This is a genomic window from Labilithrix sp. (assembly GCA_019637155.1).
Classification (GTDB): Bacteria; Myxococcota_A; Polyangia; order Polyangiales; family Polyangiaceae; genus Labilithrix.
The window spans coordinates 337,576-362,536 of sequence record JAHBWE010000006.1; the positions used below are offsets into that span (position 1 = coordinate 337,576).

23 protein-coding genes are annotated in these 24,961 nt (G+C 70.7%); 17 read left to right on the forward strand and 6 right to left on the reverse strand.

Annotated elements, in window-relative coordinates:
- Positions 1 to 248: 248 nt before the first annotated feature.
- On the reverse strand, positions 249 to 641 hold the full coding sequence (locus KF837_14955) for a hypothetical protein (GenBank protein ID MBX3228616.1): 393 nt from the start codon (positions 639 to 641) through the stop codon (positions 249 to 251).
- Between the two features lie 150 nt (positions 642 to 791).
- Between KF837_14955 and KF837_14960 the strand changes: the two genes are divergently transcribed.
- From KF837_14960 to KF837_14985, 6 genes are all read left to right on the forward strand, one after another.
- Positions 792 to 1,448 (forward strand): winged helix-turn-helix transcriptional regulator, encoded by a 657-nt coding sequence (locus KF837_14960; GenBank protein ID MBX3228617.1) that lies wholly within the window; start codon positions 792 to 794, stop codon positions 1,446 to 1,448.
- 91 nt (positions 1,449 to 1,539) lie between these two features.
- Positions 1,540 to 2,118, forward strand: coding sequence for a protogloblin ApPgb (locus KF837_14965; protein ID MBX3228618.1), 579 nt, complete (start codon positions 1,540 to 1,542; stop codon positions 2,116 to 2,118).
- The gene (locus tag KF837_14970; protein ID MBX3228619.1) at positions 2,118 to 2,675 is read left to right on the forward strand and encodes a redoxin domain-containing protein; all 558 of its coding nucleotides are present in this window, start codon (positions 2,118 to 2,120) and stop codon (positions 2,673 to 2,675) included. Before KF837_14965 ends, KF837_14970 begins: the two co-directional genes overlap by 1 nt.
- A 59-nt stretch (positions 2,676 to 2,734) precedes the next feature.
- The gene (locus tag KF837_14975) at positions 2,735 to 3,520 is read left to right on the forward strand and encodes a TatD family hydrolase (protein MBX3228620.1); all 786 of its coding nucleotides are present in this window, start codon (positions 2,735 to 2,737) and stop codon (positions 3,518 to 3,520) included.
- Positions 3,517 to 4,356: a tRNA threonylcarbamoyladenosine dehydratase gene (locus tag KF837_14980; protein MBX3228621.1), complete on the forward strand. Its 840-nt coding sequence runs from the start codon at positions 3,517 to 3,519 to the stop codon at positions 4,354 to 4,356. Before KF837_14975 ends, KF837_14980 begins: the two co-directional genes overlap by 4 nt.
- A gap of 123 nt (positions 4,357 to 4,479) precedes the next feature.
- The gene (locus KF837_14985; GenBank protein MBX3228622.1) at positions 4,480 to 5,496 is read left to right on the forward strand and encodes a hypothetical protein; all 1,017 of its coding nucleotides are present in this window, start codon (positions 4,480 to 4,482) and stop codon (positions 5,494 to 5,496) included.
- Between the two features lie 8 nt (positions 5,497 to 5,504).
- Here KF837_14985 and KF837_14990 read toward each other — a convergent pair whose 3' ends face one another.
- Complete coding sequence (locus tag KF837_14990; GenBank protein MBX3228623.1) at positions 5,505 to 6,365, reverse strand: hypothetical protein; 861 nt, start codon at positions 6,363 to 6,365, stop codon at positions 5,505 to 5,507.
- A gap of 251 nt (positions 6,366 to 6,616) precedes the next feature.
- Complete coding sequence (locus tag KF837_14995) at positions 6,617 to 7,465, reverse strand: hypothetical protein (protein ID MBX3228624.1); 849 nt, start codon at positions 7,463 to 7,465, stop codon at positions 6,617 to 6,619.
- Positions 7,466 to 7,613: 148 nt separating this feature from the next.
- On the opposite strand from KF837_14995, the gene KF837_15000 reads away from it, so the two are divergent.
- Positions 7,614 to 8,138 carry a hypothetical protein gene (locus KF837_15000; GenBank protein MBX3228625.1) on the forward strand — a complete coding sequence of 175 codons (525 nt, stop codon included), beginning with the start codon at positions 7,614 to 7,616 and terminating at the stop codon, positions 8,136 to 8,138.
- Positions 8,139 to 8,154: 16 nt separating this feature from the next.
- On the opposite strand, the gene KF837_15005 is transcribed toward KF837_15000, so the two are convergent.
- Positions 8,155 to 8,967, reverse strand: coding sequence for an SDR family oxidoreductase (locus KF837_15005; protein ID MBX3228626.1), 813 nt, complete (start codon positions 8,965 to 8,967; stop codon positions 8,155 to 8,157).
- A 52-nt stretch (positions 8,968 to 9,019) separates the two neighbouring features.
- On the opposite strand from KF837_15005, the gene KF837_15010 reads away from it, so the two are divergent.
- From KF837_15010 to KF837_15030, 5 genes are read left to right on the forward strand one after another with little or no spacing between them, the layout of a single operon-like run.
- Positions 9,020 to 9,952, forward strand: coding sequence for an AraC family transcriptional regulator (locus KF837_15010; GenBank protein ID MBX3228627.1), 933 nt, complete (start codon positions 9,020 to 9,022; stop codon positions 9,950 to 9,952).
- Positions 9,949 to 11,388: a serine/threonine protein kinase gene (locus tag KF837_15015; protein MBX3228628.1), complete on the forward strand. Its 1,440-nt coding sequence runs from the start codon at positions 9,949 to 9,951 to the stop codon at positions 11,386 to 11,388. Before KF837_15010 ends, KF837_15015 begins: the two co-directional genes overlap by 4 nt.
- A gap of 54 nt (positions 11,389 to 11,442) precedes the next feature.
- Entirely contained in the window at positions 11,443 to 12,552 is a 1,110-nt protein-coding gene (locus KF837_15020; protein ID MBX3228629.1) for an efflux RND transporter periplasmic adaptor subunit, read from the forward strand.
- A gap of 4 nt (positions 12,553 to 12,556) precedes the next feature.
- Complete coding sequence (locus tag KF837_15025; protein ID MBX3228630.1) at positions 12,557 to 15,634, forward strand: efflux RND transporter permease subunit; 3,078 nt, start codon at positions 12,557 to 12,559, stop codon at positions 15,632 to 15,634.
- A gap of 18 nt (positions 15,635 to 15,652) precedes the next feature.
- Complete coding sequence (locus KF837_15030) at positions 15,653 to 16,402, forward strand: alpha/beta hydrolase (GenBank protein MBX3228631.1); 750 nt, start codon at positions 15,653 to 15,655, stop codon at positions 16,400 to 16,402.
- Between the two features lie 11 nt (positions 16,403 to 16,413).
- Here the strand turns inward: KF837_15030 and KF837_15035 are convergent, their stop codons facing one another.
- On the reverse strand, positions 16,414 to 17,955 hold the full coding sequence (locus KF837_15035) for a protein kinase (GenBank protein ID MBX3228632.1): 1,542 nt from the start codon (positions 17,953 to 17,955) through the stop codon (positions 16,414 to 16,416).
- A 61-nt stretch (positions 17,956 to 18,016) separates the two neighbouring features.
- Here KF837_15035 and KF837_15040 point away from each other — a divergent pair, with 61 nt between their 5' ends.
- The 5 genes from KF837_15040 to KF837_15060 all read left to right on the forward strand — a co-directional run bounded on the left by KF837_15040 (position 18,017) and on the right by KF837_15060 (position 24,189).
- The gene (locus tag KF837_15040; GenBank protein ID MBX3228633.1) at positions 18,017 to 18,862 is read left to right on the forward strand and encodes an EamA family transporter; all 846 of its coding nucleotides are present in this window, start codon (positions 18,017 to 18,019) and stop codon (positions 18,860 to 18,862) included.
- Between the two features lie 15 nt (positions 18,863 to 18,877).
- Positions 18,878 to 19,900, forward strand: coding sequence for a kelch repeat-containing protein (locus KF837_15045; protein ID MBX3228634.1), 1,023 nt, complete (start codon positions 18,878 to 18,880; stop codon positions 19,898 to 19,900).
- A gap of 67 nt (positions 19,901 to 19,967) precedes the next feature.
- Entirely contained in the window at positions 19,968 to 21,854 is a 1,887-nt protein-coding gene (locus KF837_15050; protein MBX3228635.1) for an alkaline phosphatase D family protein, read from the forward strand.
- A gap of 30 nt (positions 21,855 to 21,884) precedes the next feature.
- Positions 21,885 to 22,910 carry a hypothetical protein gene (locus KF837_15055; protein MBX3228636.1) on the forward strand — a complete coding sequence of 342 codons (1,026 nt, stop codon included), beginning with the start codon at positions 21,885 to 21,887 and terminating at the stop codon, positions 22,908 to 22,910.
- Position 22,911: 1 nt separating this feature from the next.
- Complete coding sequence (locus tag KF837_15060) at positions 22,912 to 24,189, forward strand: DUF2071 domain-containing protein (GenBank protein ID MBX3228637.1); 1,278 nt, start codon at positions 22,912 to 22,914, stop codon at positions 24,187 to 24,189.
- Here the strand turns inward: KF837_15060 and KF837_15065 are convergent.
- On the reverse strand, positions 24,168 to 24,947 hold the full coding sequence (locus KF837_15065; GenBank protein ID MBX3228638.1) for a hypothetical protein: 780 nt from the start codon (positions 24,945 to 24,947) through the stop codon (positions 24,168 to 24,170). The genes KF837_15060 and KF837_15065 overlap by 22 nt on opposite strands.
- Positions 24,948 to 24,961: the final 14 nt, after the last annotated feature.

Below are 24,961 nucleotides of genomic sequence, written 5' to 3' on the forward strand. Positions count from 1 at the left end.
GGTCCGCCCCGCGTTCGCTTCCGCGGTCGGTTCGAGAGCGAGCGCGGCAGCGCCTTCGCGGTTGCGGCAACGGCGGCGGGCTCTTTCGCGAGGCGGCGGAGAACGGGCGCCTCGAGCTGCACGTTCGCTCGGCGGGACGATCGTGGAGTCGAAGGTGGTGAGGCCTATTGGGAAGAGCCGAAGATGGCGGCGATTGCCATCTCCTCGGGGGCTCGGAACGCGCGCGCTTCGGCGGTGGCGCGCGGCGCTCACGCCTCGTCGTAGTCGTAGTCGTCGCCGTCGCCCTCGTAGTCACCGTCGTCCTCGTAGTTGCCGTCGTCCTCGTAGTCGTCGTCGTCCTCGTCCTCGTAGTCGTCGCCTTTGCCCTCGTCGTCGTAGCGGTCCTCCTCGTAGCTGGCGTTGGTCACCGGCGGCTCGTCGTCGGCGGCGCGGGGGAGATCGCAGTCGGTGCCGCGGCACTCGGAGCCGGGGCCGTTGGGGTTGCCGGACTTGTCGCAGATGTTCGTCCCGAGGCACTTCGACGGGTAGGTCGCGAGTGAGTGCGAGCCGCGTGCTTCCTTCTCCTCTTCCGGCGCCGCGCATCCGGAGGCGAGCGCGACGAGAGCAGCGGCAGCGAGGGCGACGAAGACGCGAGCGTTCATGCCTTTCATGTCGGTCACTACGCGAGCGCCGCCGGTCGGTTCCGCTCCTTGTTCGATTTTCTTCCGTGATGACGAATAGATGCATGCGCGATCCAGCGATCACGATCCAGTCGGCTTGACAGTTAGGAGTCCTAAGTTAGAGTGTCGGTCATGGCGCGGCGGCGGCTTCCATCGTTCGAGGAAACGTCGCCGCTCGGTGAGCGCATCGCGACTGGGCTTCACAAGCTCGGGCTCGCGATGAAGCAGCAGACGTGGCTGAAGGCCGCGGAGGACGGCCTCTCGCCGACGCAAGGGCAGATCCTCGCCGCGCTCGCGGGCGAGGGGGCGCTCACCGGCACCGACCTGTCGAAGCGGCTCGCGCTCACGCTCCCGACCATCAGCGACTCGGTGAAGGCGCTGGTGGAGAAGGGGCTCGTCCTTCGGAGGAGCGATCCGCGGCATCCGCGCGCGAGCCTCCTCGAGCTCACCGCGTCGGGGCGTGCGCGGGCCGCGAGCGCGCGAGCGTGGCCGGAGTTCCTGGCCGTCGCGGTCGACACGATGTCGGAGGCCGAACAAGAGGTGTTCCTGTCCGGGCTCATCAAGATGATCCGCGCGCTCCAGGAGAGCGGGCAGATCCCGACGAACCGAATGTGCGTGACGTGCACGCACTTCCGGCCCCACGTGCACGAAGGCGAGGCGCCCCACCACTGCGCCTACGTCGACGCGGCGATGGCCGATCGCAGCCTGCGCATCGATTGCCCCGAGCACCTCGAGGCCCCCGCCGCCCAGCGCGCGGCGGCGTGGGAGCGGTTCGTGAACACGAGCTGAGCGACCGAAGAAAGATCGCCGCTCGTCCTTCTGCCGCGCTCCGGCAGGGAAGAGCGTCGAGGTTCGTCCACCGACGGAAGGAGAAAAGACGATGAGCATTCCCGGTTACACGTATGGCGCCGTCGCGCCCTCGCCCGTGACGCTGTCCGACTTCGCGCTGATGCAAAAGAGCGCCTTGTTCGACGACGAGGACGTGAAATACCTCCGCCTCTCTCTCGACGTCGTGAAGGACCACGTCGAGGCGATCCTCGATGTCTGGTACGGCTTCGTCGGCGCGAATCCCCACTTGCTGGCGTCGTTCACGAACAAGGAAGACGGGAAACCCATTGGCGATTATCTCGGCGCGGTCCGAAAGCGCTTCGGGCAGTGGATCCTCGACACCGCGCGCGCCGAATACGACCAGAAGTGGCTCGATTACCAGCACGAGATCGGGCTCCGCCATCACCGCGCGAAGAAGAACGCGACCGACGGCGCGCCGTCGACGGACATCGTCCCTTTTCGCCACCTCTTCGCGCTGATTTATCCGGTTACGTTCACGCTCAAGCCGTTCCTCGCGAAGAAGGGACACTCGGCCGAGGACGTCGAGAAGATGTACGGGGCCTGGGTCAAATCGTGCATCCTGCAGATGACGCTCTGGAGCCACCCGTACGTGAAAGACGGTGATTTCTGATGACCTCCGCGCTCGCGCCCGAGTGGGAGACGACGACGTGGCTCAACACGCCCGAGCCGCTCACGCTGGCGAAGCTGCGCGGCCGCGTCGTCGTCGTCCACGCGTTCCAGATGCTGTGCCCGGGGTGCGTCGCGCGAGGGCTCCCGCAGGCGATGCGCGTCGCGGAGGCGTTCTCGTCCGCGCCGCTCACCGTCGTCGGCCTGCACACCGTGTTCGAGCACCATGACGGAATGGGCCTCGCGTCGCTCCGCGCCTTCCTCCACGAATATCGGATCACGTTCCCGGTCGGCGTGGACGCGCCGGGACCGGACGGCGATCCGATCCCACGCACGATGAAGGCCTACGCGATGCGGGGGACCCCGACGACGCTGCTCATCGACGCGGAAGGACACCTGCGCCAGCAGGTCTTCGGCGCGCACGACGACTTGCTCCTCGGCGCCTCGATCGCGCGGCTGCTCTTCGAGGCCGAGCACGACACGCGCGCATCGCAACGAGACGCGAACGCGAACGCGACCCCCGGCGCTCGCGCGTGCGACGATCAGGGCTGCCGCGTCTGAGCGGCCGCGCAGGCGTCCCGCGCTTGCGTGCCGGGAGCGGTCGCGCAAGCATCCGCGCGGTGTTCGACAGTCACGCGCATCTCCAGGACGCTCGCGTCGACGACGCCGCCGGCGTGTGGGCGCGCGCGCAGGGGGCCGGGGTTCGGCGCGTGCTGCTCGCCGGCGTCGACTCCGTCGATTGGGAGCGCCAGGCCGCGCTCGAGCATCTGCCCGGCGTCGCGCGCAGCGTCGGGATCCATCCGCAGGTCGTCGCGACGCTCGCGCCGAAGGAGCGGGAGGCCGAGGTCGATCGGCTCGCGGCCGCGCTCGCGCGACGCTCGAGCGCCGTCGTCGCGCTCGGCGAGATCGGCATGGACGGCGTCGGCGAGCGCCGCGAGAGCTACGACGCGCAGGCCGACCTCTTCGCGACGCAGCTCCGGCTCGCGCAGCAGCACGACCTCCCCGTCCTCTTGCACGTGCTCCGCGCGCACGAGGAGGCGCTGAAGGTCCTCGCCGCGGTCGGCGTGCCCGCGGCCGGCGGCGTCGTCCACAGCTACAGCGGCAGCCCCGAGCTCGTCCCGCGTTACCTCGAGCTCGGGCTCCACCTGTCGTTCTCGGGATCGATCACGTGGCACGAAGGCGGCCGCGCGGCGCGGGCGGTGAAGGCGTGTCCACCGGAGCGGCTCCTCGTCGAGACCGACGCGCCGGATCAGACCCCGCGCGCGCGTCGCCCCGCGCCGAACGAGCCCGCCTTTCTCGCCGACGTCGTGCGCGCGGTAGCATCGATCCGCGGCGAGCCCGAACGGGAGATCGCCGCGCGAACGCACGACAACGCCTGCCGTCTGTTCCGGATCGAGGAGCCATGAGCCAAGTTACGACCGAGCCCGCCCGCGCGCCGTTTCGGCTCCATCGCCGCTTCGATCGGCTCGGCCGTCTCTACGGCGACGCGGCGTTGGAGCGCCTCTCGCGCGCGCACGTGCTCGTGATCGGGCTCGGCGGGGTGGGGTCCTTCGCGGTCGAGGCGCTCGCGCGGAGCGGGGTCGGACGCCTCACCCTCGTCGACTTCGATCGCGTCTGCGTTACCAACACGAACCGCCAGCTGCAGGCGCTCTCCGTCAACGTCGCGAAGCGCAAGGCCGACGTCCTCGCCGAGCGCGCCCAGCTCATCGATCCGCGCCTCCAGGTCCAGGCGCTGCCGCTCTTCTATGGCGCGCCGACCGCGAACCGCATCCTCCGGAGCGACGTCGACTTCGCGATCGACGCGACCGACAACGTCACCGCGAAGTGCCATCTCCTCGCGGAGTGTCGCGCGCGCGGTCTCCGTGTCGTCACCACGCTCGGATCGGCCGGCCGGACGGATCCGCTCGCGGTCACGACGAGCGACCTCGCGAAGACCAAGGGCGACGTGCTCGCGGCCGACGTCCGCCGCGTGCTTCGTCACGAGCACGGGTTTCCGATGCGAGGCAGCTTCGGCGTGCGCGCGGTGTGGTCGACCGAGCCGGCGCGCGATCCTTCCCCCCTCGCGTACGACGGCGACGAAGGGTTTCACTGCGTGTGCCCGGGCGGCAAGAACGAGCATCACTCGTGCGAGGAGCGCGTGCTCGTCCGCGGCAGCGCGAGCTTCGTGACGGGGACCTTCGGCCTCGTCGCGGCGAGCGTGGTCGTGAACGCGATCGCTCGCGGCGAGGTCCCGATCCCGTGAGCGCGAAGCGGGCGGGGCGCACATCTACGGACAAACCTTCGCGTCGACGGATCGGTCGGACTTCCGTTACGCTCTGCGAGCATGCGGGGCAAAGGGCTCTCACGCGCCGTCGTTGCATGCGCCATGGGCACCGTCCTCGTAGCGTGCACGGCGCTCACGGGCGTCGGCGATCTGCTCGTCGATCCCGATGCTCCCGACGCCTCCGAAGCCGCGGCGCCTCCGCCGACGACGACAGGGACCGGCACGAGCCCGCCGCCACCTCCTCCGCCGGAGGACGGCGGCTTGCCGCTCGTCGACGCGACCGTCGTCGATGCGTGCAGCGCCAGCGGTTGTGAGGTCCTCCCCGACGGGTTCGAGCTCGTCGCGCTCGGTGCGCCGAGCTCGGACGCGGATTGTCCGACCGGGTTCGCGCCGCTCCTCGACGGCGTCGAGAACCCGACGCTCGATCCGGGCGCGTGCACGTGCGGGTGCAACCTCACGCAGCCGCCGACGTGCACCGTGCCCGCCGGCGGCAGCATCACGCTCCTCTACGGACCCGTCGGCAGCGGCTCGTGCACGAGCACGGGACAAGCCGTTCCGACGGGGTGCTCGACCGAGGGCTTCCACGGGCCGTTCATCGAGTACGACCGCAACTACGTCGCGCCGACGGCGACGCGCACCGGCGGCAACTGCACCGCGTCCGCGTCGAAGGACAACTCGAAGCTGAAGACGACCAGCGTCCGCGTGTGTCAGGCGACGGTGATCCCGCAGTGCGACGGGAAGACGTGCGCGCCGCAGGTGGCGCCGTACGAGACGTGCGTCGCGTCGCAGGGAGCGCGAGCGTGTCCGGCCGAGTGGCCGACCCGTCATCGCGTCGGCGCGAGCGCGAGCTTCACGTGCGGCAGCGGCTGCACGTGCTCGGTCGAGGGGCAGTGCTCCACCTCGGGGACGCTCCGCTACTTCGCGAGCACGAACTGCAGCGGCACGGCCGGCCTCACGTACCCCGTCGGCGGCTGCAACCCGACGCAGGCGCAGGCCACGACCTACGGCTCGCACCGCTACGATCCGAACCCGCCGACGAACACGTCGTGCAAGACGGGCGGCACGTCGGCGCCGGGGACGCCTGCCCTCGCGCAGGAGCTGACCGTCTGCTGCAAGTGAGCGCGTCGCTACTGCGGCTCGAGCTGCAGGCACGCGGCGCGCACGTTCGTGTCGCTGATGTTCACGCAGCGACCGTCCTTCCAGACGCTCCACGCGGGCGCGCTCGAGCTGAGGGTGAAGCAGTCGAAGCCCGGCGTGATGCGCGCGACGGGCTCGCCTTCGCAGCTGTCGCTCCGGCCGAAGATCACGCGGCCGCTCGGCTGGAGCGAGAGGCACGCCGCGCGTTTGTTCGTGTCGCTGATGTTCACGCAGCGGCCGTCCTTCCAGACGCTCCACGCCACCTCGCTCGCGCTGAGCGAGAAGCAGTCCGTCTCCGGCGTGATCGGGGTCGCGTCGCCTTCGCAGCTGTCGCTCCGCCCGAAGACGGCGAGGCCCTCCGGCTTGAGCTGGAGGCACGCCGTGCGCTGGTTCGTGTCGCTGATGTTCACGCAGCGGCCGTCCTTCCAGACGCTCCACGCGACGGCGGAGCCGCTGAGCGCGAAGCAGTTCGTCTCCGACGTGACCTGGACCGCGTCGCCTTCGCAGCTGTCGCTTCGCCCGAAGACCGCCTTGCCCTCCGGCTTGAGCGCGAGGCACGCGGAGCGGACGTTCGTGTCGCTGATGTTCACGCAGCGGCCGTCTTTCCAGACGCTCCACGCGACGGCGGAGGCGCTGAGCGCGAAGCAGTCGGTGTCGTCTCTCACGGTGGCGACCGGATCGCCGTCGCAGCTGTCGGTCCGCCCGAAGATGCGGCCGCGGATGCTCGCCGGGGGTGGAGGAGTCACGGGCCCGCCGCAGACCTGGTTGGCCGCGATCTGCTCGGCGGTGACGACCGCGCGGGAGCCGTCCGCGCAGAGGACGTCGAACTGCCCGTCTGCACGGCGCGTCATCGTAAGGATATCGCTGATTTGCGCGTTCTCACTCGTCGCCGGCGCGTCCGCCTCGGCGCCTGCGTCGCACGCGACGACCACCGCACCGACCGCCACGAGAGCGAGGATTTTGCTCAGAATGCGCTGACTCATGCGCATGTAGTAGCAAAGACTACACTGTCTGCAAGTTGATTGGTACGAATGCGTTTCAATGGCTCCGGCGCCGCCGTCGCGCTCCTCGGCGGCGCGGGCTGAGAGCTGGTGCGGCGCCGCTACTTCTTGTCGTAGACGTGCTCGAGCGAGGACTCGTAGAAGATGTGGAGCGTCGTGCTCGTCGCGGTGAACGGCCGGACGATCGGGCCCACGACGCCGGGGCAGCCGATGTTGAGCGTGAGGTTCGTGCCGACGGTCGTCCACGTGCCGCTGCTCTTCGAGCCGTCGTCGTGCGCCGCCTCGTAGGTGCCGTTCGCGTTGAAGCGCAGCGTCACCGCGTCGAGCGTGTCGACCTCGGTGCCGGGCGCCGACGCGTTCGTGTACGAGAACCCTCCGGAGAGGTCGTACGTGCCGGGCGTGATCGTCGTTCCGGCCGGCGTCGGTGCCGGCGGCGCGGCGGCGAGCAGCGGCTTGTCCGTCGCGGTGAGCGGCAGCGACGTGCAGCCGCCCGCGTCGATCTCGGTGCCGGAGTCGATCTCGGTGCCGGAATCGAGGAGGCCGGAGTCGCCACCGGCGTCTGCCTCGTCACCGGCGTCTGCTTCGTTGCCGGCATCGTCACCGGTACCGGCGTCGTCACCTGCGTCGTCGTCACCGGAGTCACCGGCGTCTGCTTCGTCGCCGGCGTCGTCACCGGTACCGGCGTCGTCGTCGCCGGCGTCGGTATCGCCCGAGTCGATGTCCCCGTCGAGCGGTGCGACGTCTTGCGTGTTTGCGTCGACCTGCGCGTTCGGGTCGACGTCGCCGGTCGCGCCGTCGCGCGGCGGCGTCGCGCCGTCGAGGCCGCCGGCGTCGAACGCGATCGGACCGAGGTCGCTGTCGTCCTCACAAGCCTGAAGGACGAACGAGGTGAAGGCCGCGGCGACGAGGAGGAGCGCGCCACGAAGCGCGCGCGTGCGAACGACGGACATGCCTCGTCAGTGTAATGCCAATCGAGATAGAGCTCACGATCCGTGATCGCGAAGGTGTGCCTCGGGCGCCGAGTGGCACACATTCCGAGGGCAGAGAGCTGAAACGGCGCGAGATCGAGTTGGCCCGCGCGGTGCTTGAATACCGGGCATGATCGCAACTCGGACCTTCGCTCTCCTCCTCGTTGGCACGGCTCTCTTCGGCGCGACGGCGTTCGCCTGCAACGGCCAGGTCGACGATCCCGATCCCTCCGGCTCGACGTCGTCGAGGTCGCGCGCGGGCCAGCGGGACGAGGATCGTTCGGAGACCGTGAAGGAGAATCCGCCCACGGGCGGGACGACGACCTCGACGTCCGGCGCGCCCGCCTCGAGCTGCAAGTACGACGGCAGCGGCTCGTCGAGCGGCGGCAACGGCGCGGGCCTCTTCTCGTGCGAGAGCGCCAATCGGTACGTCTGCGACTCGGGCGAGGCCGTCCTCACGTGCAGCTGCAGCTCGCAGAATGGCCAGTGGGCGCCGGGCACGTGCAGCTGCAACGGGATCACCTTCGAGTTCGATTGCGCGAAGGGCTGCGGCCCCGGCCCCGAGGAATATGCAAAGTGCAACCTTCCCGTGCCGCCCGACCACGGCGCTTCGGGCGGCGGCTCCTCGACGTCGTCGACGAGCTCGGGCGGTTGAGCGTCGCTCCGCGCCCCTACCGCGCCGGGCCCATCAGCGCGCGGACGTGCTCGACGTAGTCGTCGCCCGGGTAGGCGCGGCGGAGCGCGGCCAGCTCCTCCGCGTCCGGGCCCGCGGGGTAGCGGAGGCGCCGGGAGCCGTCGGTCGCGGCGAGGCACACGGCGCGCGCGACGTCGGCGTCGGTCGTGGTCTTCGTGTCGTCGCGGCCGCGCGCGAGCTGCTCGGCGTACGGCGCATAGGCTTCGGGGACGAGGCCCTTCATGCGGTCGGCGGCGTTCGCGATGAAGCTCGTCGCCGGACCGTAGCCCGGCTCGACGATCTTCGCCGTCACGCCGAAGAACGCGAGCTCGTACGAGAGCGACTCCGTGAAGCCTTCGATCGCGCACTTGCTCGCGTTGTAGACGCTGACGAGCGGGAACGGCACGATCGCGGCGCTCGACGTGACGTTGATGAGCGTGCCGGCGCGGCGCGCGCGGAAGTGCGGGACGACGGCCTGGCTCACCGCGATCACGCCGAACGTGTTGGTCTCGAAGACGTCGCGGATCGTCTGCTCCGGCGTCGCCTCGAGCGCGGAGAGGAGGCCGATGCCGGCGTTGTTGACGACGACGTCGAGCCCGCCGAACGCGGCGATGCCGTCCTCGATCGCGCGGGCGATCGAGGCGCGATCGGTGACGTCGAGCGGGAGGACGCGGAGGCGCTCGGAGGTGGGGAGGTCGGACTTCTGCGGCGAGCGCATCGTCGCGACGACGTTCCACCCGCGCTCGAGGAGCTCGATCGCGGTGGCGCGGCCATAACCAGAGGAGGAACCCGTGATGAGAGCGGTCTTCATGAAGAGGACCATATGGCCCGCGACCGAGACGCGCTATAATGCGAACTCCTGAATGCGTTCGCGATCGTCTGGCTCGAACATAGACCCGCTCGCCGCCGTCATCCAGCTGCTGCGGCCGCAGACGGTGCTGTCGAAGATCGTCTCCGGCGCGGGGCGCTGGAGCGTGCGGTACGAGGCGCACGTCGATCCTGGCTTCTGCCTCATGCTGGAGGGCTCGTGTTTCCTCGACGGGGAGGGGATCGGCGCGCTCGAGCTGACGGAGGGCGACTTCGTCCTTCTCCCCGCCACGCCCGGCTTCACGCTCGCGAGCGATCTCGCGCTGAAGCCACGGCTCGTACCGCCGACGCACGGCGAGGAGCTGCGGCACGGAACGAAGACAGGCCCGCCGTCGATGCGGATGCTCGGCGGCTACTTCCGCTTCGACCGCGCGAACGCGGACCTGCTCGTGAAGCTCTTGCCGTCCATCGTCCTCGTTCGCCGCGGCGACACGGGCGCGGCGCGGCTCTGCACGATCGTGGAGCTGATCGCGGAGGAGACGACGGCGGAGCGTCCGGGGAAGGACCTGATCCTCGAGCGGCTCGTCGAGGTGCTCCTCGTCGAGGCGATGCGCTTTCGCCCGGTGGAGGCGGCGCGGGAGGAGCAAGGGCTGCTCGCCGGGCTCGCCGATCCTGCCCTCGCGCGCGCGCTGCGGCGCATCCACGAGGACGTCGCCCATCGCTGGACGGTCGCGGAGCTCGCGCGGGCGGCGGGCATGTCGCGTGCCGTCTTCGCGGAGCGGTTCGCGCGCAAAGTGGGAATGCCGCCGATGCAATACCTGCTCGAATGGCGAATTGCGATTGCCAAGGACGTGCTCCAGCGGGATCGCGCCCCGCTCGCGGAGGTGGCGGAGAAGATTGGATATCAATCGGCGAGCGCGTTCAGCACCGCGTTTTCGCGCCACACCGGCTGCGCGCCCAGCGCCTTCGCGCGCTCGGGAGCGGGATGACCGTCCTCGACGGCACCTTGCGCGCGATCGTCGCCGCCGATCGACTCCCCCTCTCCGAGACGGTCGACGGAAAGGCCCTCCTCCATCGCCGGCTCACCGTCTTCTATGGCTACTTCGCGTTGCTCGCGACGCTCGCCGCCCTCGCCGGGCGCGTCCGGCACGTCCTCGCGGACCTCGATCCGGAGCTCCTCCGCTTCGTCATGAACGTCCAGGCCGGCCACGCGGTCGTGCTCGGCCTCGTCTTCGCGGCGTTGCGGCTCCGCGTCCACGACGAGCTCCTCCTCCGCGCCCTCGACGTGGTCGCGACGGTGGCGACGGCGGGGACCGCCGCGGTCGCGCTCTCCGTCGTCCCGTACGTCGTCACGGTCGACGTGTCGGCGGTGGCCTTCTTCGTCCTCTTCTTCGTCGTGCGCGCGGCGCTCGTGCCGAGCAAGCCGTGGCTCGCGACGGCGTTCGCGGCCCTGGGCGCGGTGCCTTTCCTCTTCGGCCTCGCCGCGATGTACCGGCGGGCGGGCCTCTCCGACGCGGCGACGTTCGCGGCGGCTCGCAGCATGGCGGCGGGCGTCGTCGGCGTCTACGTCGTCTCGAGGACGATCTACGGACTACGCAGCGCGGTCGAGAAGGCGGTCAAGCTCGGGCAATACGTCGTTCACGAGAAGATCGGAGAAGGCGGGATGGGCTCGGTCTACCGCGCGAGCCACGCGATGCTGAAGCGCCCGACCGCGATCAAGGTCATCGCGCCGGAGCGGGCGGGCGAGACGGCGACGGCGCGCTTCGAGCGCGAGGTCCTGGCGACGAGCCGCCTCACCCATCCCAACAACGTCGCCATTTACGATTACGGCCGCACGCGCGGCGGCGTCTTCTATTACGCGATGGAGCTCCTCGAGGGAGAGGACCTCGCGCGGCTCGTCGAGCGGGAGGGCCCGCAGCCGGTCGCGCGGACGCGCCACATCCTGCGCCAGGTCGTCGCCGCGCTCGGCGAGGCGCACGACGCCGGCCTCGTGCATCGCGACGTCAAGCCGGCGAACGTGATGCTCTGCCGCCGCGGCGGCGCGCGCGACTTCGTGAAGGTCCTCGACTTCGGTCTCGTGAAGGACGTCGCGACCCCGCCGGACATGAAGCTCACGAGCGAGCGCGCGCTCGCCGGCACGCCGCTCTACATGGCGCCGGAGTGCGTGATCGCGCCCGACACGGTGGGCCCGGCCGCGGACGTCTACGCGCTCGGCTGCGTGGCGTACTTCCTCCTCACCGGCCGCGAGCCCTTCACCGGCGGCAACGTCGTCGAGGTGTTCTCCGGCCACATCCACGCGACGCCCGAGCCGCCGTCGAGGCACGCGCCCGCCGTCCCGTCCGACGTGGACGCGCTCGTCCTCCGCTGCCTCGCCAAGGACCCCGCGACCCGCCCGACCACTCATGAGCTCGAGCAAGCCTGGTAGTCGCAGCCTGTCGATTTCACCGCGCGCCGACGGACCGTGCACTAAAGGAAGGTCGTGCGTTACGTCCTCGTCGTCATCGGAGTCCTCGCCGTCATCGGCGCCCTCGTGGCGATCAAGGGAGCGCAGATCGCCAAGCTCATCGGGTTCGGCAAGCAGATGGAGGCGGCCGGGCCGCCACCGGAGGCGGTGTCTTCCGCGATCGCGGAGGAGCAGGAGTGGGAAGAGCTGGTCACCGCGGTCGGCAGCGTCGCGACCGCGCGCGGCGTCTCGATCAGCTCCGACATCGCGGGCGTCATCCGCGCGATCCGCTTCGAGTCCGGCGCGACGGTGAAGCAAGGGCAGGTCCTCGTCGAGCTCGACTCGAGCGTCGAGCGCGCGCAGCTCGCGGCCGCGGTCTCCCGTCGCGAGCACGCCGCCGTGACGGCCGATCGCGCGCGATCGCTCGCGCAGTCGGGTGCGATCTCGCGCGCCCAGCTCGACGCGGACGAAGCGGCGCTCCGGAACGCGACGACGGACGCGGAGGCGATCACGGCGCAGATCGCGAAGAAGACGATCACCGCGCCGTTCAGCGGCAAGCTCGGGATCCGCGGCGTGAACCTCGGGCAATACCTGAACCCCGGCACGCCGATCACGAGCCTCGAGACGGCGGAGACGGTGCACGTCGACTTCTCGCTGCCGCAGCAGCGGCTCCAGCAAGTACAGCTCGGCATGCCGGCGCGCATCCAGCTCGAGTCCGACGCCGGCGTCGTCGAGGGCAAGGTCGCCGCGATCGATCCCACCGTCGACAACACGACCCGCACCGCGCGGCTCCGCGCCGACGTCGAGGAGGGGAAGGGCGCGGAGCAGCTCCGCCCCGGCATGTTCGTGAACGTCGCGGTCGTGCTGCCGGGGAAGTCCAAGCGCACGACCGTGCCCGCGACCGCGATCGTCCACGCGACCTACGGCGACTCCGTCTTCATCGTCGAGGGCAAGACCGCGCGGCAGCAGTTCGTGCGGACCGGCGAGTCGCGCGGCGATTTCGTCGCCATCCTCGACGGCGTCAAGCCGAAGCAAGAGGTGGTGACGGCGGGGGCGTTCAAGCTCCGGAACAACGCCCCCGTCGCGGTCGACAACTCGAAGAAGACGGTCGATCCCAAGCTCGCGCCGGTGCCCGAGAACCGGTAAGCCAATGAAGTTTACCGACGTCTTCATTCGCCGGCCGGTGCTGGCGATCGTGGTCAATCTGATCATCATCGTCGCCGGGATTCAGGCGATCAGGACGCTCAACGTCCGGCAATATCCGAAGGTCGAGAGCGCCACCGTCACCGTGCGCACCGCCTACGTCGGGGCGAGCGCGGACCTCGTGCGCGGGTTCATCACCACGCCGCTCGAGCGGTCGATCGCGGCCGCGGACGGCATCGACTACATCGAGTCCCAGAGCACGCAGGGGCTCTCGACCATCAACGTCCGGCTGAAGCTCAATTTCAACGCCGCGAACGCGCTCGCGGACATCACCGCGCGCGTCAATCAAGTACGCGCCGACTTGCCGCCGGAGTCGGAGGTGCCGGCGATCAGCATCGAGCCGTCCGACGCGCAGGTCGCGGCGATGTATTTGAGCTTTGCGTCGACCATCCTCGAAGACAATCAAGTCACCGATTACCTCATACGCGTCGTCCAGCCGCGCCTCTCCGCGATCGAGGGCGTGCAGCGCGCCGACATCCTCGGCGGCCGCACCTTCGCCGTCCGCGCGTGGCTGAAGTCCGATCGCATGGCGGCGCTCGGCGTGTCGCCGCTCCAGGTGCGGGAGGCGCTCGCGGCGAACAACTACCTCTCCGCGGTCGGGCAGACCAAGGGCGCGCTCGTCCAGATCAACCTCACCGCCGCGACCGACCTCAAGTCGATCGAGGACTTTCGGCGCCTCGTCGTGAAGCGCCAGGGCGACACCCTCGTGCGCCTCGCCGACGTCGCGGACGTCGTCCTCGGCGCCGACACCTACGATCAGGACGTCCGCATGAGCGGCAAGGCGGCGACCTTCATGGGCGTGTGGGTCCTGCCGAACGCGAACTCGCTCGACGTCATCGCCGCCGTGCGCGCGGAGCTCGAGGAGATCAAGCGCGAGCTCCCGAGCGGGATGGAAGCGGAGACGGCGTACGACTCGACGACGTACATCGACGACGCGATCCGCGAGGTCGTCACGACGCTGCTCGAGACGATCGGCATCGTCATCGTCGTGATCTTCCTGTTCCTCGGCAGCCTCCGCAGCGTGCTCGTGCCCGTCGTCGCGATCCCGGTGTCGCTCATCGGGGCCGTGTTCCTCATGCAGGTCTTCGGGTTCACGGTGAACCTCCTCACCTTGCTCGCCGTCGTCCTCGCGGTCGGCCTCGTCGTCGACGACGCGATCGTCGTCGTCGAGAACGTCGAGCGGAACATGCGCGAGGGCAAGGGCCCGCTCGAGGCGGCGTACGTCGGCGCGCGCGAGCTCGTCGGGCCGGTCATCGCGATGACGATCACGCTCGCCGCCGTCTACGCGCCGATCGGCTTCCAGGGCGGCCTCACCGGCGCGCTCTTCCGCGAGTTCGCCTTCACCCTCGCGGGCGCGGTCACGATCTCCGGCGTCGTCGCGCTCACGCTCTCGCCGATGATGTCGTCGAAGCTCCTCCGCCACGAGCACGGCTGGTTCGTGACGAAGGTCGACGCCGTCTTCGACGCCATTCGCCGCCGCTACGAGCGCGCGCTCGCGGCGACGCTGCGGAACCGCGGCCTCGTGTACACGGTGTGGGTCGCGCTCTCGATCTTGGTCGTGCCGATGTACATGTTCTCGCCCGCCGAGCTCGCGCCGAACGAGGACCAGGGCGGCGTCTTCGGGGCGCTCGAGGTGCCCGCGAACGCCAGCCTCGAGCAGGTCGTCGCCTATTCGAAGCAGGTCGAGGAGAAATTCGAGGCCGTCCCCGAGTTCGACCATTCTTTTCAGATCACGTTCGCGAATACCGGTTTCGGCGGCATGATCGTCAAACCGTGGAGCCAGCGTAAACGAAGTATCTTCCCGATCCAGGAGGAGCTCTCCGCCGCGACGATGAGCATCACCGGCGTGCGCGCGCCGGTCTTCAACCCGCCGCCGCTCCCGAGCCCCGGCTTCTTCCCGGTCGAGGTCGTCATCGCGTCGACCGCGGACCACGAGGAGATCCTCCGCTTCAGCGACCAGATCGTCGAAGAGCTCATGAAGACGGGGCAGTTCGCGTTTCCGCCCATCGTCGACGTGCGGATCGATCAGCAGAAGACGGAGATCGTCCTCGACCGCGACAAGATCGCGGCGATGGGGCTCTCGATGCAGCAGATCGGCGCCGACATGTCCGCCGCGCTCGGCGGCAACTTCGTCAATCGCTTCTCGATGGATGGTCGCAGCTACAAGGTCATCCCCCAGATCGAGCGCTCGGGCCGCCTCACGCCGGAGCAGCTCACGCAGATCCACGTCACCGGCGCGAACGGGCAGCTCATGCCGCTCTCCGCCGTCGCGACGCTCCGGGACGAGGTCGAGCCGCGCACGCTGAACCGCTTCCAGCAGCTCAACGCGGTGAAGCTCTCCGGCGTCGCGACGCAGTCGCTCGAGGGCGCGCTCCAATCGGTGGAGACGATCGCGGCGGCGAAGCTGCCGCACGGCTATCGCGTCGACTTCACCGGCGAGTCGCGGCAGCACCGGCAGGAGGGCGGCCGCTTCCTCCCCGCGATGTCGCTCGCGATCCTGCTCATCTTCCTCGTGCTCGCCGCGCAGTTCAACTCGTTCCGCGATCCGCTCGTCATCCTCCTCGGCTCGGTCCCGCTCGCGATGTTCGGCGCGCTCATCTTCACGTTCCTGAAGTTCGCGGGGCCGCCGGGGATGAATTTCGCGCTGACGGAGGGCTGGACGACGACGATGAACATCTATTCGCAGGTCGGGCTCGTCACCCTCGTCGGCCTCGTCTCGAAGAACGGGATCCTCATCGTCGAGTTCGCGAACTCCGAGCAGATCGCCGGCAAGGGCAAGCTCGACGCGGTGATGGAGGCGGCGCGCACGCGCCTCCGCCCCATCCTCATGACGACGACCGCCACCGTCGCGGGCCACTTCCCGCTCACGCTCGTGTCGGGCCCGGGCGCGGTCGCGCGGAACTCGATCGGCATCGTGCTCGTCGGCGGAATGGCGATCGGCACGCTCTTCACGCTCTTCGTCGTGCCGTCGCTCTACATCCTCCTCGCGAAGGACCACGCGAAGACCCCGGCGCTGGCAAGCTGATTGCTTCGTCGGCGAAGGATGCACCACCGAGCAGTCATCTTCACCGTCGCGCTCGCCGCCCTCTCGGCCGCGTGCCGCAGGGACAGCGAGCCCGCCGGCGCCGCGACGACGCGCTCCGCCGAGCTGGGCCGGTCGTCGGAGCCCGAGCGCGGAGCGATCGAGACCGTCGACGTCGCCAGCGATCGCGCTGCGCTCGTGGTCGCGGGCGTTGGGGCGAAGGCGAAGCGGCCGATCGTCTACATCCACGGGATGTGCGGCGAGGCGAAATCGGACCTCGATGCGTGGTCGTCGGGCGTGCGGACGCACGGCACGATCATCGCGCTCGAGGGTGACGCGGCGTGCGCGAACGGCGGCCGCACGTGGTCGCAGGACGTCGCCGCGCTGGACCGTCGCGTCGATACGGCGATCGCGGCCGTGCGCTCGGTGCGCGGGATCGACCTCGACGCGAGCGAGGTCACCGTCATCGGCGAGTCGATGGGCGCGACGCGCGCGGTGTCGCTCGCGGCCCGGTCGCCGGACAAGTACACGCGGCTCGTGCTGGTGGGAGCGCCGGAGAAGTCGTCGCCGAAGAGCGTCGGCAACCCGAAGGCGGTCGCGGTGCTCGCCGGCGAGAAGGAGGACCAGGCGCCGTCGCAGCAGACCGTCGAGAGCCTCTCCGCCGGCGGGCTGAACGCGAAGCTCTGGACGCTCGCCGGCGCGGTGCACGGCGAATACGGCCCGAACGGCGCCGCGACGATGAGCGAGGCCCTCGCGTTCGTGAGCGAATAGCGCCCGCCGGCTCAGGGCAGGTGTTCGGGCGAATACGTGATCGCGCAGATGTTCCGGACGAAGTCGACGAAGCCGTTCCAGTCGCTCGTCTTCGAGAGGAAGGCGTCGGCCTGCGCGGCGGCGGCGCGGTCGGCGAGCTGCGCGCGCGGGAGGTCGGAGACGAACACGACCGGCACCGTCGCCTTGAAGCGCGCCTTCACGCGGCGGCACAGCTCGTCGCCGCTCACCTCCGGCATCTGCACGTCCATCAAGACGAGGTGCGGCTGCCAGCGCGCGAGCAGGTCGTCGAACTCGCGCACCGACGTCGTCGTGCGGACGTCGAAGCCCGCCTTGACGAGGATCTGCGAGTAGACGCCGAGGACGAACGTGCTGTCGTCGATCATGAGGATGCGGAGCGTCCACTCGGCTTCGCGAGCGAGCGCGAGCGCGGGCGCGATCGCGGGCGCGGGCACCCCCGGCCGCGCGTCGAGCGGCGCCGCGGGCACGGTCGGCATCGCGATCGGCATCGTCGGCCCGAACGCCGCGCCGATCCGCTCCGTCTCCGCGGCGTCCGAGGCGGGCGGCTGCGTGGTGGCGCAGCGCGGGCGCGCCGCGTCGTCGTCGAGCGCCTGGAGCGCGGTGTCGAGCGTCTCGAAGCGACGAGGCTCGCGCCGCGGCGTCACGTTCGCGAGCGCGCGCTCGATGCGGCCGACCGCTTCTCGCCACTGCCCGGTGCCGTGCGGGGCGAGGGCGCGCGCGAGCTCGAGGGTGGAGGGCCAGCGCGCGTCGGGATCGCGCTCGAGGCAACGCGCGACGACCTCCGCGAGCGCGGGCGGAACGGCGGGCCGCTGCTCGTTCAGCAGGACCGGCCGCTTCTCGAGGATCTTGGCGATGACCTGCGAGAGCGATCCGGTGAAGGGCACCTCGCCCGCGAGGAGCTCGTACATGACGACGCCGATCGACCAGAGATCGGTGCGCGTATCGAGGGCGTCGCGCCGGAGCTGCTCCGGGGACATGTAGCTCGGTGAGCCGACGATCGCGCGATCGTCGCTCGAGAGGAGATCGGGCGCGAGCGCGATGCCGAAGTCGAGCAGCTTCACGACGCGGCGGCCGTCGTGGAGGCGCGCGAGGAAGAGGTTCGCCGACTTGAGGTCGCGATGCACGACGCGCGCGGCGTGGACGTGCGCGAGCCCTTCGAGCGCCTGGAGCGCGTAGTCGACGACCTCGGAGGGAGGGAGCGGTCCGCGGCGGGAGAGGACGTCGGCGAGATCGCTCCCGTCGAGGTACTCCATGACGAGGTACGGCGCGCCGTTCGGGAGCGTGCCGGCGTCGGTGACGCGCACGACGTGCTCGCAGGTGATGCGCGCGATCGCGGAGGCCTCGCGCGAGAAGCGATCGAGCGCGTCGGCGGAGGAGAGCAGGCCCGGCAGCATCGCCTTCACCGCGACGCGCTGGCGGAGGATGACGTGCTCGGCCTCGTAGACGATCCCCATCCCGCCTTCGCCTGCGACGCTGTCGATGCGGTACTTCCCCGCGATGACGTCGCCCACGAGCATCGGCGTGGATTCGAGCATTCGGGGAAGAGGATAGCCCCGATCGGCCGTACGCTGCTCGCGTGTCGAAGTCGGCGACGTCATGAAGGCGAAGGCGCTCGCGCTCGTCCTCGCCTCGGCGTTCATCCACGCGAGCTGGAACGCGATCCTCAAGCGGTGCCGCGAGCCGGAGCACGCGGTGATCGCGGGCTCGGTGGTGTCCGCGTCCTTCGCCGTCGTCATCGGTGCGCTGCTCGGCTTCGCGCCGGGGCGCGGCTACGCGCTCGGGTGGGCGCTCGTCGCCGGGCTCCTCGAGGCCGCGTATTTCCAGGCGCTCGGGCGCGCGCTCGCGCGCGGCACGCTCGGCACCGTGTACACCGTGAGCCGCGGCGGCGCGCTCCTCGTCGTGTGGCCGATCTCGGTGCTCCTCCTCGGCGAGGAGCTCACCCCCTTCCGCGCGGGCGGCACCATGCTCGTCATCGCCGGGCTCGCGGGGGTGGGGTTCTCGTCCTCGCGCGCGACGGCGGGACCGGCGAGCTCCGGGTTCGCGATCGCCGCGCTCACGGGCCTGTTCATCGGCGGGTACAACCTCGCCTACAAGCGCGCGCTCGCGGGCGGCGTGTCGGCGGCGACGTCGAACGCGGTGTCGCTCGGGCTCGCGGCCGCGATCAACGTCGCGCTCGTCGGCCGCGCGCGCCGCACCGCCGCGCTCGCCGCGCTGCGTGGCTCGCCCCTCGCGATCGGGCTCGCCGGCTTCCTCGGCGCGACCGGCTTCCTCCTCTTCCTCGCCGCGCTGGCGGAGGTCGGCGCAGGGCTCGTCGTGACGCTGCGGAACACGTCGATCCTGTTCGCGCAGGGGATGGGCTTCTTCCTCGGCGAGCGACCCGGCCGCCTCGCGCTCGCCGGCACCGCCGCCGTCACGGCGGGCGCGATCCTGCTCGCGCTCTGACGTACGATCGCCTCGATGCGCTCCCTCGCAGCGATCGTCCTCGTCGCGTGCTCGGAGCCCGCGTCCGTCGTCGCCGACGCCGACGCCGACGCCGGAGCAGAGGCCGGCGCGCCGCCCGTCGCCGTTCCGGACGCGAGCGCCGACGCCGTCGCGGCGCCGAGCGGTTGGTCGTCGCGCGCGTCGTTGCCGCGGCCGATGCAGGAGGTCGCGGTCCTCGCGCTCGACGGGCTCGTCTACGTGATCGGCGGCTTCGACGACGCGAGCGCGACGCTCGCCGACGTCCGCATCTACGACCCCGCGACCGATCGCTGGCGCGACGGCGTGGCCTTGCCGCGCCCGCTCCATCACGTGAACGCCGCCGTGGTGGGCGATCGGATCTGGATCGCGGGCGCGCTCGAGGGCGGCGCCTTCACCGCCACCGGCGTCACGTTGATGTTCGATCCCGGCGCCGGGAGCTGGGTCGAACGGCGCGCGATGCCGCCGGGCTCGGAGCGCGGATCGTCGATGACGGCCGCGATCGGCGAGACGATCTACGTCGCGGGCGGCCTCCGCGGCGGGGCGGTCGCGGACTTCTCCGCCTACGACACGGAGACCGATACGTGGTCGTCGCTGCCGCCGCTCCCGTCCGCGCGCGATCACGGCGGCGGCGTCGCGGCGGGCGGGCTCTTCTTCGCGGTGAGCGGCCGCTCGTCGATCGCGGGGCACACGACGCGCCTCGACGTCTTCGATCCCGCGACCGGCGCGTGGACGTCGCGCACGCCGATGCCGACGAGCCGCGCGGGCTCTTCGATCGCGCTCGCGGGAGATCGGATCGTGGTCCTCGGCGGTGAAGGCAACCCCGCGGTTCCAAGCGGCGTCTTCGCGGAGGTCGAGGCGTATTCGATCGCGGCCGATCGCTGGGAGGCGCTCCCCGCGATGCCGACCCCGCGTCACGGCACCGGCGCGGCCACGATCGACGGAGTCGTGTACGTGCCCGGCGGCGGCACGCGGCAAGGGTTCGGCGCGACGGCGATCGTCGAGGCGCTGCGCGTGCCTTGAGGTGGGGACGTCGTGAGCGCACTGGCTGGCGGTGGCGTATCGCGCCGCGGCGTGCGACGATCGGAGGATGCGCAGGCGCGAGCTCCTGATCGGGGCGCTCGGATCGATCATCTATGTCGCGTGCGGGAGCGACGCCGAGAAGGCTCCGCCTCCCGTGGTCCCTGGACCGGACGGCGGCACGCCGATCGACGACGGCGAGGTGCCGCTCGCTCCGCCGGGGCCTACCTCGGCGGAGGAGGACAGCCATCGCGTCTTCCCGCAAGGGGTCGCGTCCGGCGATCCGCGGCCCGATCGCGTGGTGCTCTGGACGCGCATCGATCCGTCCGCCGCGGGGAAGGGCGCCGACGCCGACGTCGACCTCGAGCTCGTGATCGCGAAGGACGAAGCGCTCACGGAGATCGTCGCGCGCGTGAACGTCACCGCCGTGGCGTCGGCCGACCACACCGTCCGCGTGATCCCGACCGAGCTCGAGGCCGGGCGCTTCTACCATTATCGCTTCGAGCTCCTCGGCGTCGCGACGACGCAGGTGGGGCGGACGAAGACGGCGCCGGATCCGGACGCCGACGTCGCGGTGAAGTTCGTGTTCGCGGCCTGCCAGGACTACATCGGCCGTTACTGGCACGCGTGGCGCGCGTTCCTCGAAGAGAAGGTGGACGTCGACTTCGTCCTCTACCTCGGCGACTACATCTACGAGTCGGTCAACGACGCGCGCTTCCAGTCCTCCACGCCCGATCGCGAGATCAAGCTGCCGGACGGGATCGACACGTCCCCGAAGCAAGACGGCTCGCGCCTCGCGGCCGGGACGCTCGCGGACTACCGCACCCTCTACAAGGTCTACCGGCAGGAGGCGCTCCTCCGCGAGGTGCATCGCCTCTATCCGTTCATCGTCACGTGGGACGATCACGAGTTCGCCGACGACTGCTGGCAAGACCACTCCACGTCGTTCAACGGCGAAGACCCGAAGAACCCCGGAAAGGCCAACCCGGGCGACGAGAAGAGCACCGCGCGCCGGACCGCGGCGAACCGCGCCTTCTTCGAGCATCAGCCGATCGACGTCGTCCACCGCGCCGACCTCGAGTTCCCGTTCGATCTCAAGATTTACCGGTCGCTCCGGTACGGGAAACACGTCGAGCTGTTCTTGACCGATCAGCGCTCCTACCGCGCCGATCACCTCGTCCCCGAAGGGCAGGGCGCCTCGCTCGCGGTCGGGAAGTTCGTCGACTACACGAGCGTCGGGTCGCGCTACTTCATCCGAAAAGCCGGCTTCGATTCGCGCGAGGCGCAGGCCAAGCCGTCCCTCCTCGGCGCCGAGCAGAAGGCCTGGTTCGTCGACGCGGTGAAGAAGTCGACCGCGACCTGGAAGGTCTGGGGCAACGAGGTCCAGGTCTACCAGATGTGCCTCGACCTCTATCGCCTCCCCGGCGTGCCGGACAGCATCTTCGGGTTCACGCCGTATACCGTTTATCTGAATGGCGATCAGTGGGACGGATATCGCAGCGAGCGCGCCGAGATCCTCGGCGACTTCGAGACCGCGGGGATATCGAACCTCCTCGTCTGCACCGGGGACATCCACTCCTTCTACGCCGCCGAGCTCCACGCCGACTTCGACGCGCCGAAAGACAAACCGGTGGGCGTGGAGTTCGTCACCGCCGGCATCTCCTCCGCGTCGCTGAAGGACCTCATCGGCAAGTTCATCCCCGAGGACTCGGTCCTCCGCTTCGTCGCGAACGCGTGGACGGGCGCGGCGGACCAGGCGCTCGTCGACTCGAACGCGCCTTATCTCCGTTACGCCGACACCGACTCGTACGGATTCACGCTGATGACGGTGGACGGGACGAAGGCGGAGGCCACGTTCGTGCAACTCGGCAGCCCGAAGGACAAGAGCTACGGCGGCGTCACCGAGCGCCACCGGTTCGCGGCCGAAGCGGGGACGAACAAGGTGAAGGCGCTCTGAACCGCGGGACCGAGGTGGTACGCTCCGGCGATGCGTCGAGGCTTGCTTCGGGTCGCCGGGGTCGTGATCGTCTTTCGCGCGGCCTTCGTCGCCTGCGTCGGCGCCGATCCGAACATCAACGACACCCAGCCGCGCGGCGACGAGGGCGCCGCGTGCTTCGAGGACGGCACGTGCCGTTCGGGGCTGTCGTGCGCGAGCGGCCGCTGCGTGCGCTTCTCCGGCGGGCAGGACAGCGCGCCCCCGGTCGACGACGACAGCGGACCGACGCCGCCGCCGCCGGACGCCGACGCCGACGCCGACGCGGAGACCGACGCCGGCGCGGACGCGGACGCGGGGCCGCCGCCCGAGTGCGCCACCGGCACGCCGTGCGAGCTCCCGGACCTCCTCGCTTGGTATCGCGCGGACCGCGGCGTCGTCGCGGTGAACCACGAAGTGCAGGAGTGGCGGGATCAGTCGAAGAACGGGCACCACGCGACGCGCGGCGACGCCGAGGCGCCGACGCTCTGGGACGCGTCGGCGCGCTTCGACGGCGGACCGTACATCCAGTTCGCCGGCGGCGCCGGGAACAAGGACACGCCGCAGCGCCTCCTCACGCAGATCGTCTCCGAGGCCCCGATCCGACCGATGACGGTCTACCTCGCGCTGAGCTTCGACAGCGCGGCCCGCAGCAGCGGCTACGTCTTCGACGGGCACGAGCCGGCCGTGAGCCGCATCGGCTTCACCAACGGCGCCGGCGACGGCATCTATCCGTTCCTCGGCGGCGCCTCGGTGCTCGATCCCGACGTCCCGCTGACGGAGGGCCAGCCGGTCCTCTTCGAAGCCGTGTTCGCCGGGCCCGGCTCGGGGATGGCGATCAACAACGTCGAGGTCGCGACCGGAGACGTCGGCGCCTACGGGGCGCGCGGCTTCAGCATCGGCGCCGCCGCTCCGGGAGACAACCTCACGCGCAACTTCGAAGGCTCGATCGCCGAGGTCCTCGTCTTCGGCGCGGGCCACTCCGCCGAGGACCGGCTGAAGGTCATCGACTGGCTCCGCACGCGCCACGGCCTCTACTGAGTTGGGCGCCGGCGTCGCGGCGGCGGAGCGCGATCTCGAGCACGTGCTCATCCTCGCCGTGCTCGTCCACGCGCTCGTCGTGCCCTGGGAGGCGTGGGAGATCGCGGCGGGGATGGACGCGGTCGTCGCGATCGCGATGATGCGCGTCGCGTGGATCTCGCGCTTCGCGTCGGCGGCGGCGCTCGTCTGCGCCGGCGTGGCGCTCGCGGCGGAGCGGCGCGGCCTCCCCTTCTTCTTGCTGCCCGCGTTCGCGTGGACGTTCGCGTTCGTCCGCGCCGGCGTGTGGTCGCGGCCGCTCTCGCTCGCGAGCGCGGTCGTCGCGATCGCCTTCGCGTTCCCGCGGACGCGCCTCGCCGCCGGCGGCGCGCTCGCGGCGTGGATCGGGCTCCTCACCGAGGCGGTCCTCCTCCGCGCGCGCCCCTTCGAGGCCTACGGACGCCTCGCGCGCTGGCGCCACCCGCGCTGGTGGGCGCGGCCGCTCGATGTGCTCGCGAACAGCCGCTTCTTCGGCGCGGTCCTCGAGCCGCTGCCGGAGGTCACGATGCGGAGCGACATCCGCGACGTCGTCTACGTGAATTACCTGGTCGCGGCGGAGACCGCGGCCGCGCTCGTGCCGCCCGGGCTCGAGCTCCAGCGCGTCGGGCCGAATGGCAAGTATGCCCTCTTCACGTTTCTCACGTATCGCCACGGCAACTTCGGATTTGCGTTCCTCGGTCCGCTGCGGCGGCTCCTCCCTTCGCCGGTCCAGACCAACTGGCGTATTCACGTCTTCGATCCGAACACCGGTCATCGCGGCATTTATTTCCTCACCAACGCGATCACCGCCTCCCTCCCCGCGCTCGCGGCGCGGCTGACGACGGAGGGCATGCCGATGCACGTGCTGAAGGAGGGCTCGGTGACGCGCGACGCCGACGGCACGCTCACGGTGCACCTCGATCCCGGCGCCGGCTCCGCGCCCGACGCCGACCTCGTGCTCCGCCCGACCGCGGAGCCGCCCGCGCTTACCGGCGCGTGGGCGGAGTGCTGGACCGACTACCGCGATTTCCTCGCCTACTGCGTGCCGCAAGACCGCGCGATGTCGAGCCAGCCGCTGCGCGGGCGCGTCTCGCGGCAGGAGATCGACCTCGGGATCCCGCTCGACGCGTGCGCCCCGCTCGAGGGCGAGGTCGTCTCACGCGCCGCGCGGGTGCTCGCGGTAGAGGGAGAGCCGCTCTGCTTCCACGTCCCCGCCGTGACGTTCACGTTCTCGATCGAGGCTCACGACGGGCAGAACCAATAATGGTGGGTGACGACGCGGACGCCGAAGCAGGTCTGCACGTGGCGGCCGAGGATCGTCGCGGGCGGCGCCCCTTCCGGCGGCGGCTCGTCCGGCGCGCCCTCCGTCCCCGGCGCCCACAGCTCGAGGCGCTCGCCGAGCGGCAGCGGGATCGCGATCCGTCCGAGCGTGAGCCACACGCCGGCGTCGTCGCCGTCCTGCGCCGCCGACGTCAGCGCGACCGCGCGAACGACGTCGCCGTCGCGCGCGATCGCGTCGAGCCGCAGGAGCCCCATGAGGCAGCCGAACGGCAGCGGGAACGCGGCGCTCATGTAGCGCGTGCCGCCGCGCTCCCAGGTCGCGTACGCCATCGCCTGGAAGACCTCGCCGGTGTCGGCGTACGTCCGCACGATCGCGCGCACGTCGGCGCGCCCGTCACGCGCGGCGTCGATCGCGAAGGCCTCGGTGCGGATGCGCGCCTCGTGCCGAGGGAGCACGAGCTGCCCGATCCACCGCGCGACGACGCGCGCGAGCCGCCACCCGATCGAGAACGGGAACCGCCAGCGCGATCGGATCCGCAGATCGAGCGCGCTCGTCTCCTCGAAGAACGGGACGAGCGCGGGATCGATGCGCGCGGTGTCGACCGCGGCGTTCGCGAGGTCGGCGACGCGGTCCACCACCCCGCGCGGCGCCGCGCCGTCCGTCACGACGAGCCCCTGCCGCGCGAAGAAGTCCGCCCCGACGCGGAAGCTCCCCGTCAATCGACTCGCCGTCGCGCGCACGCCGCCCAGCCTAC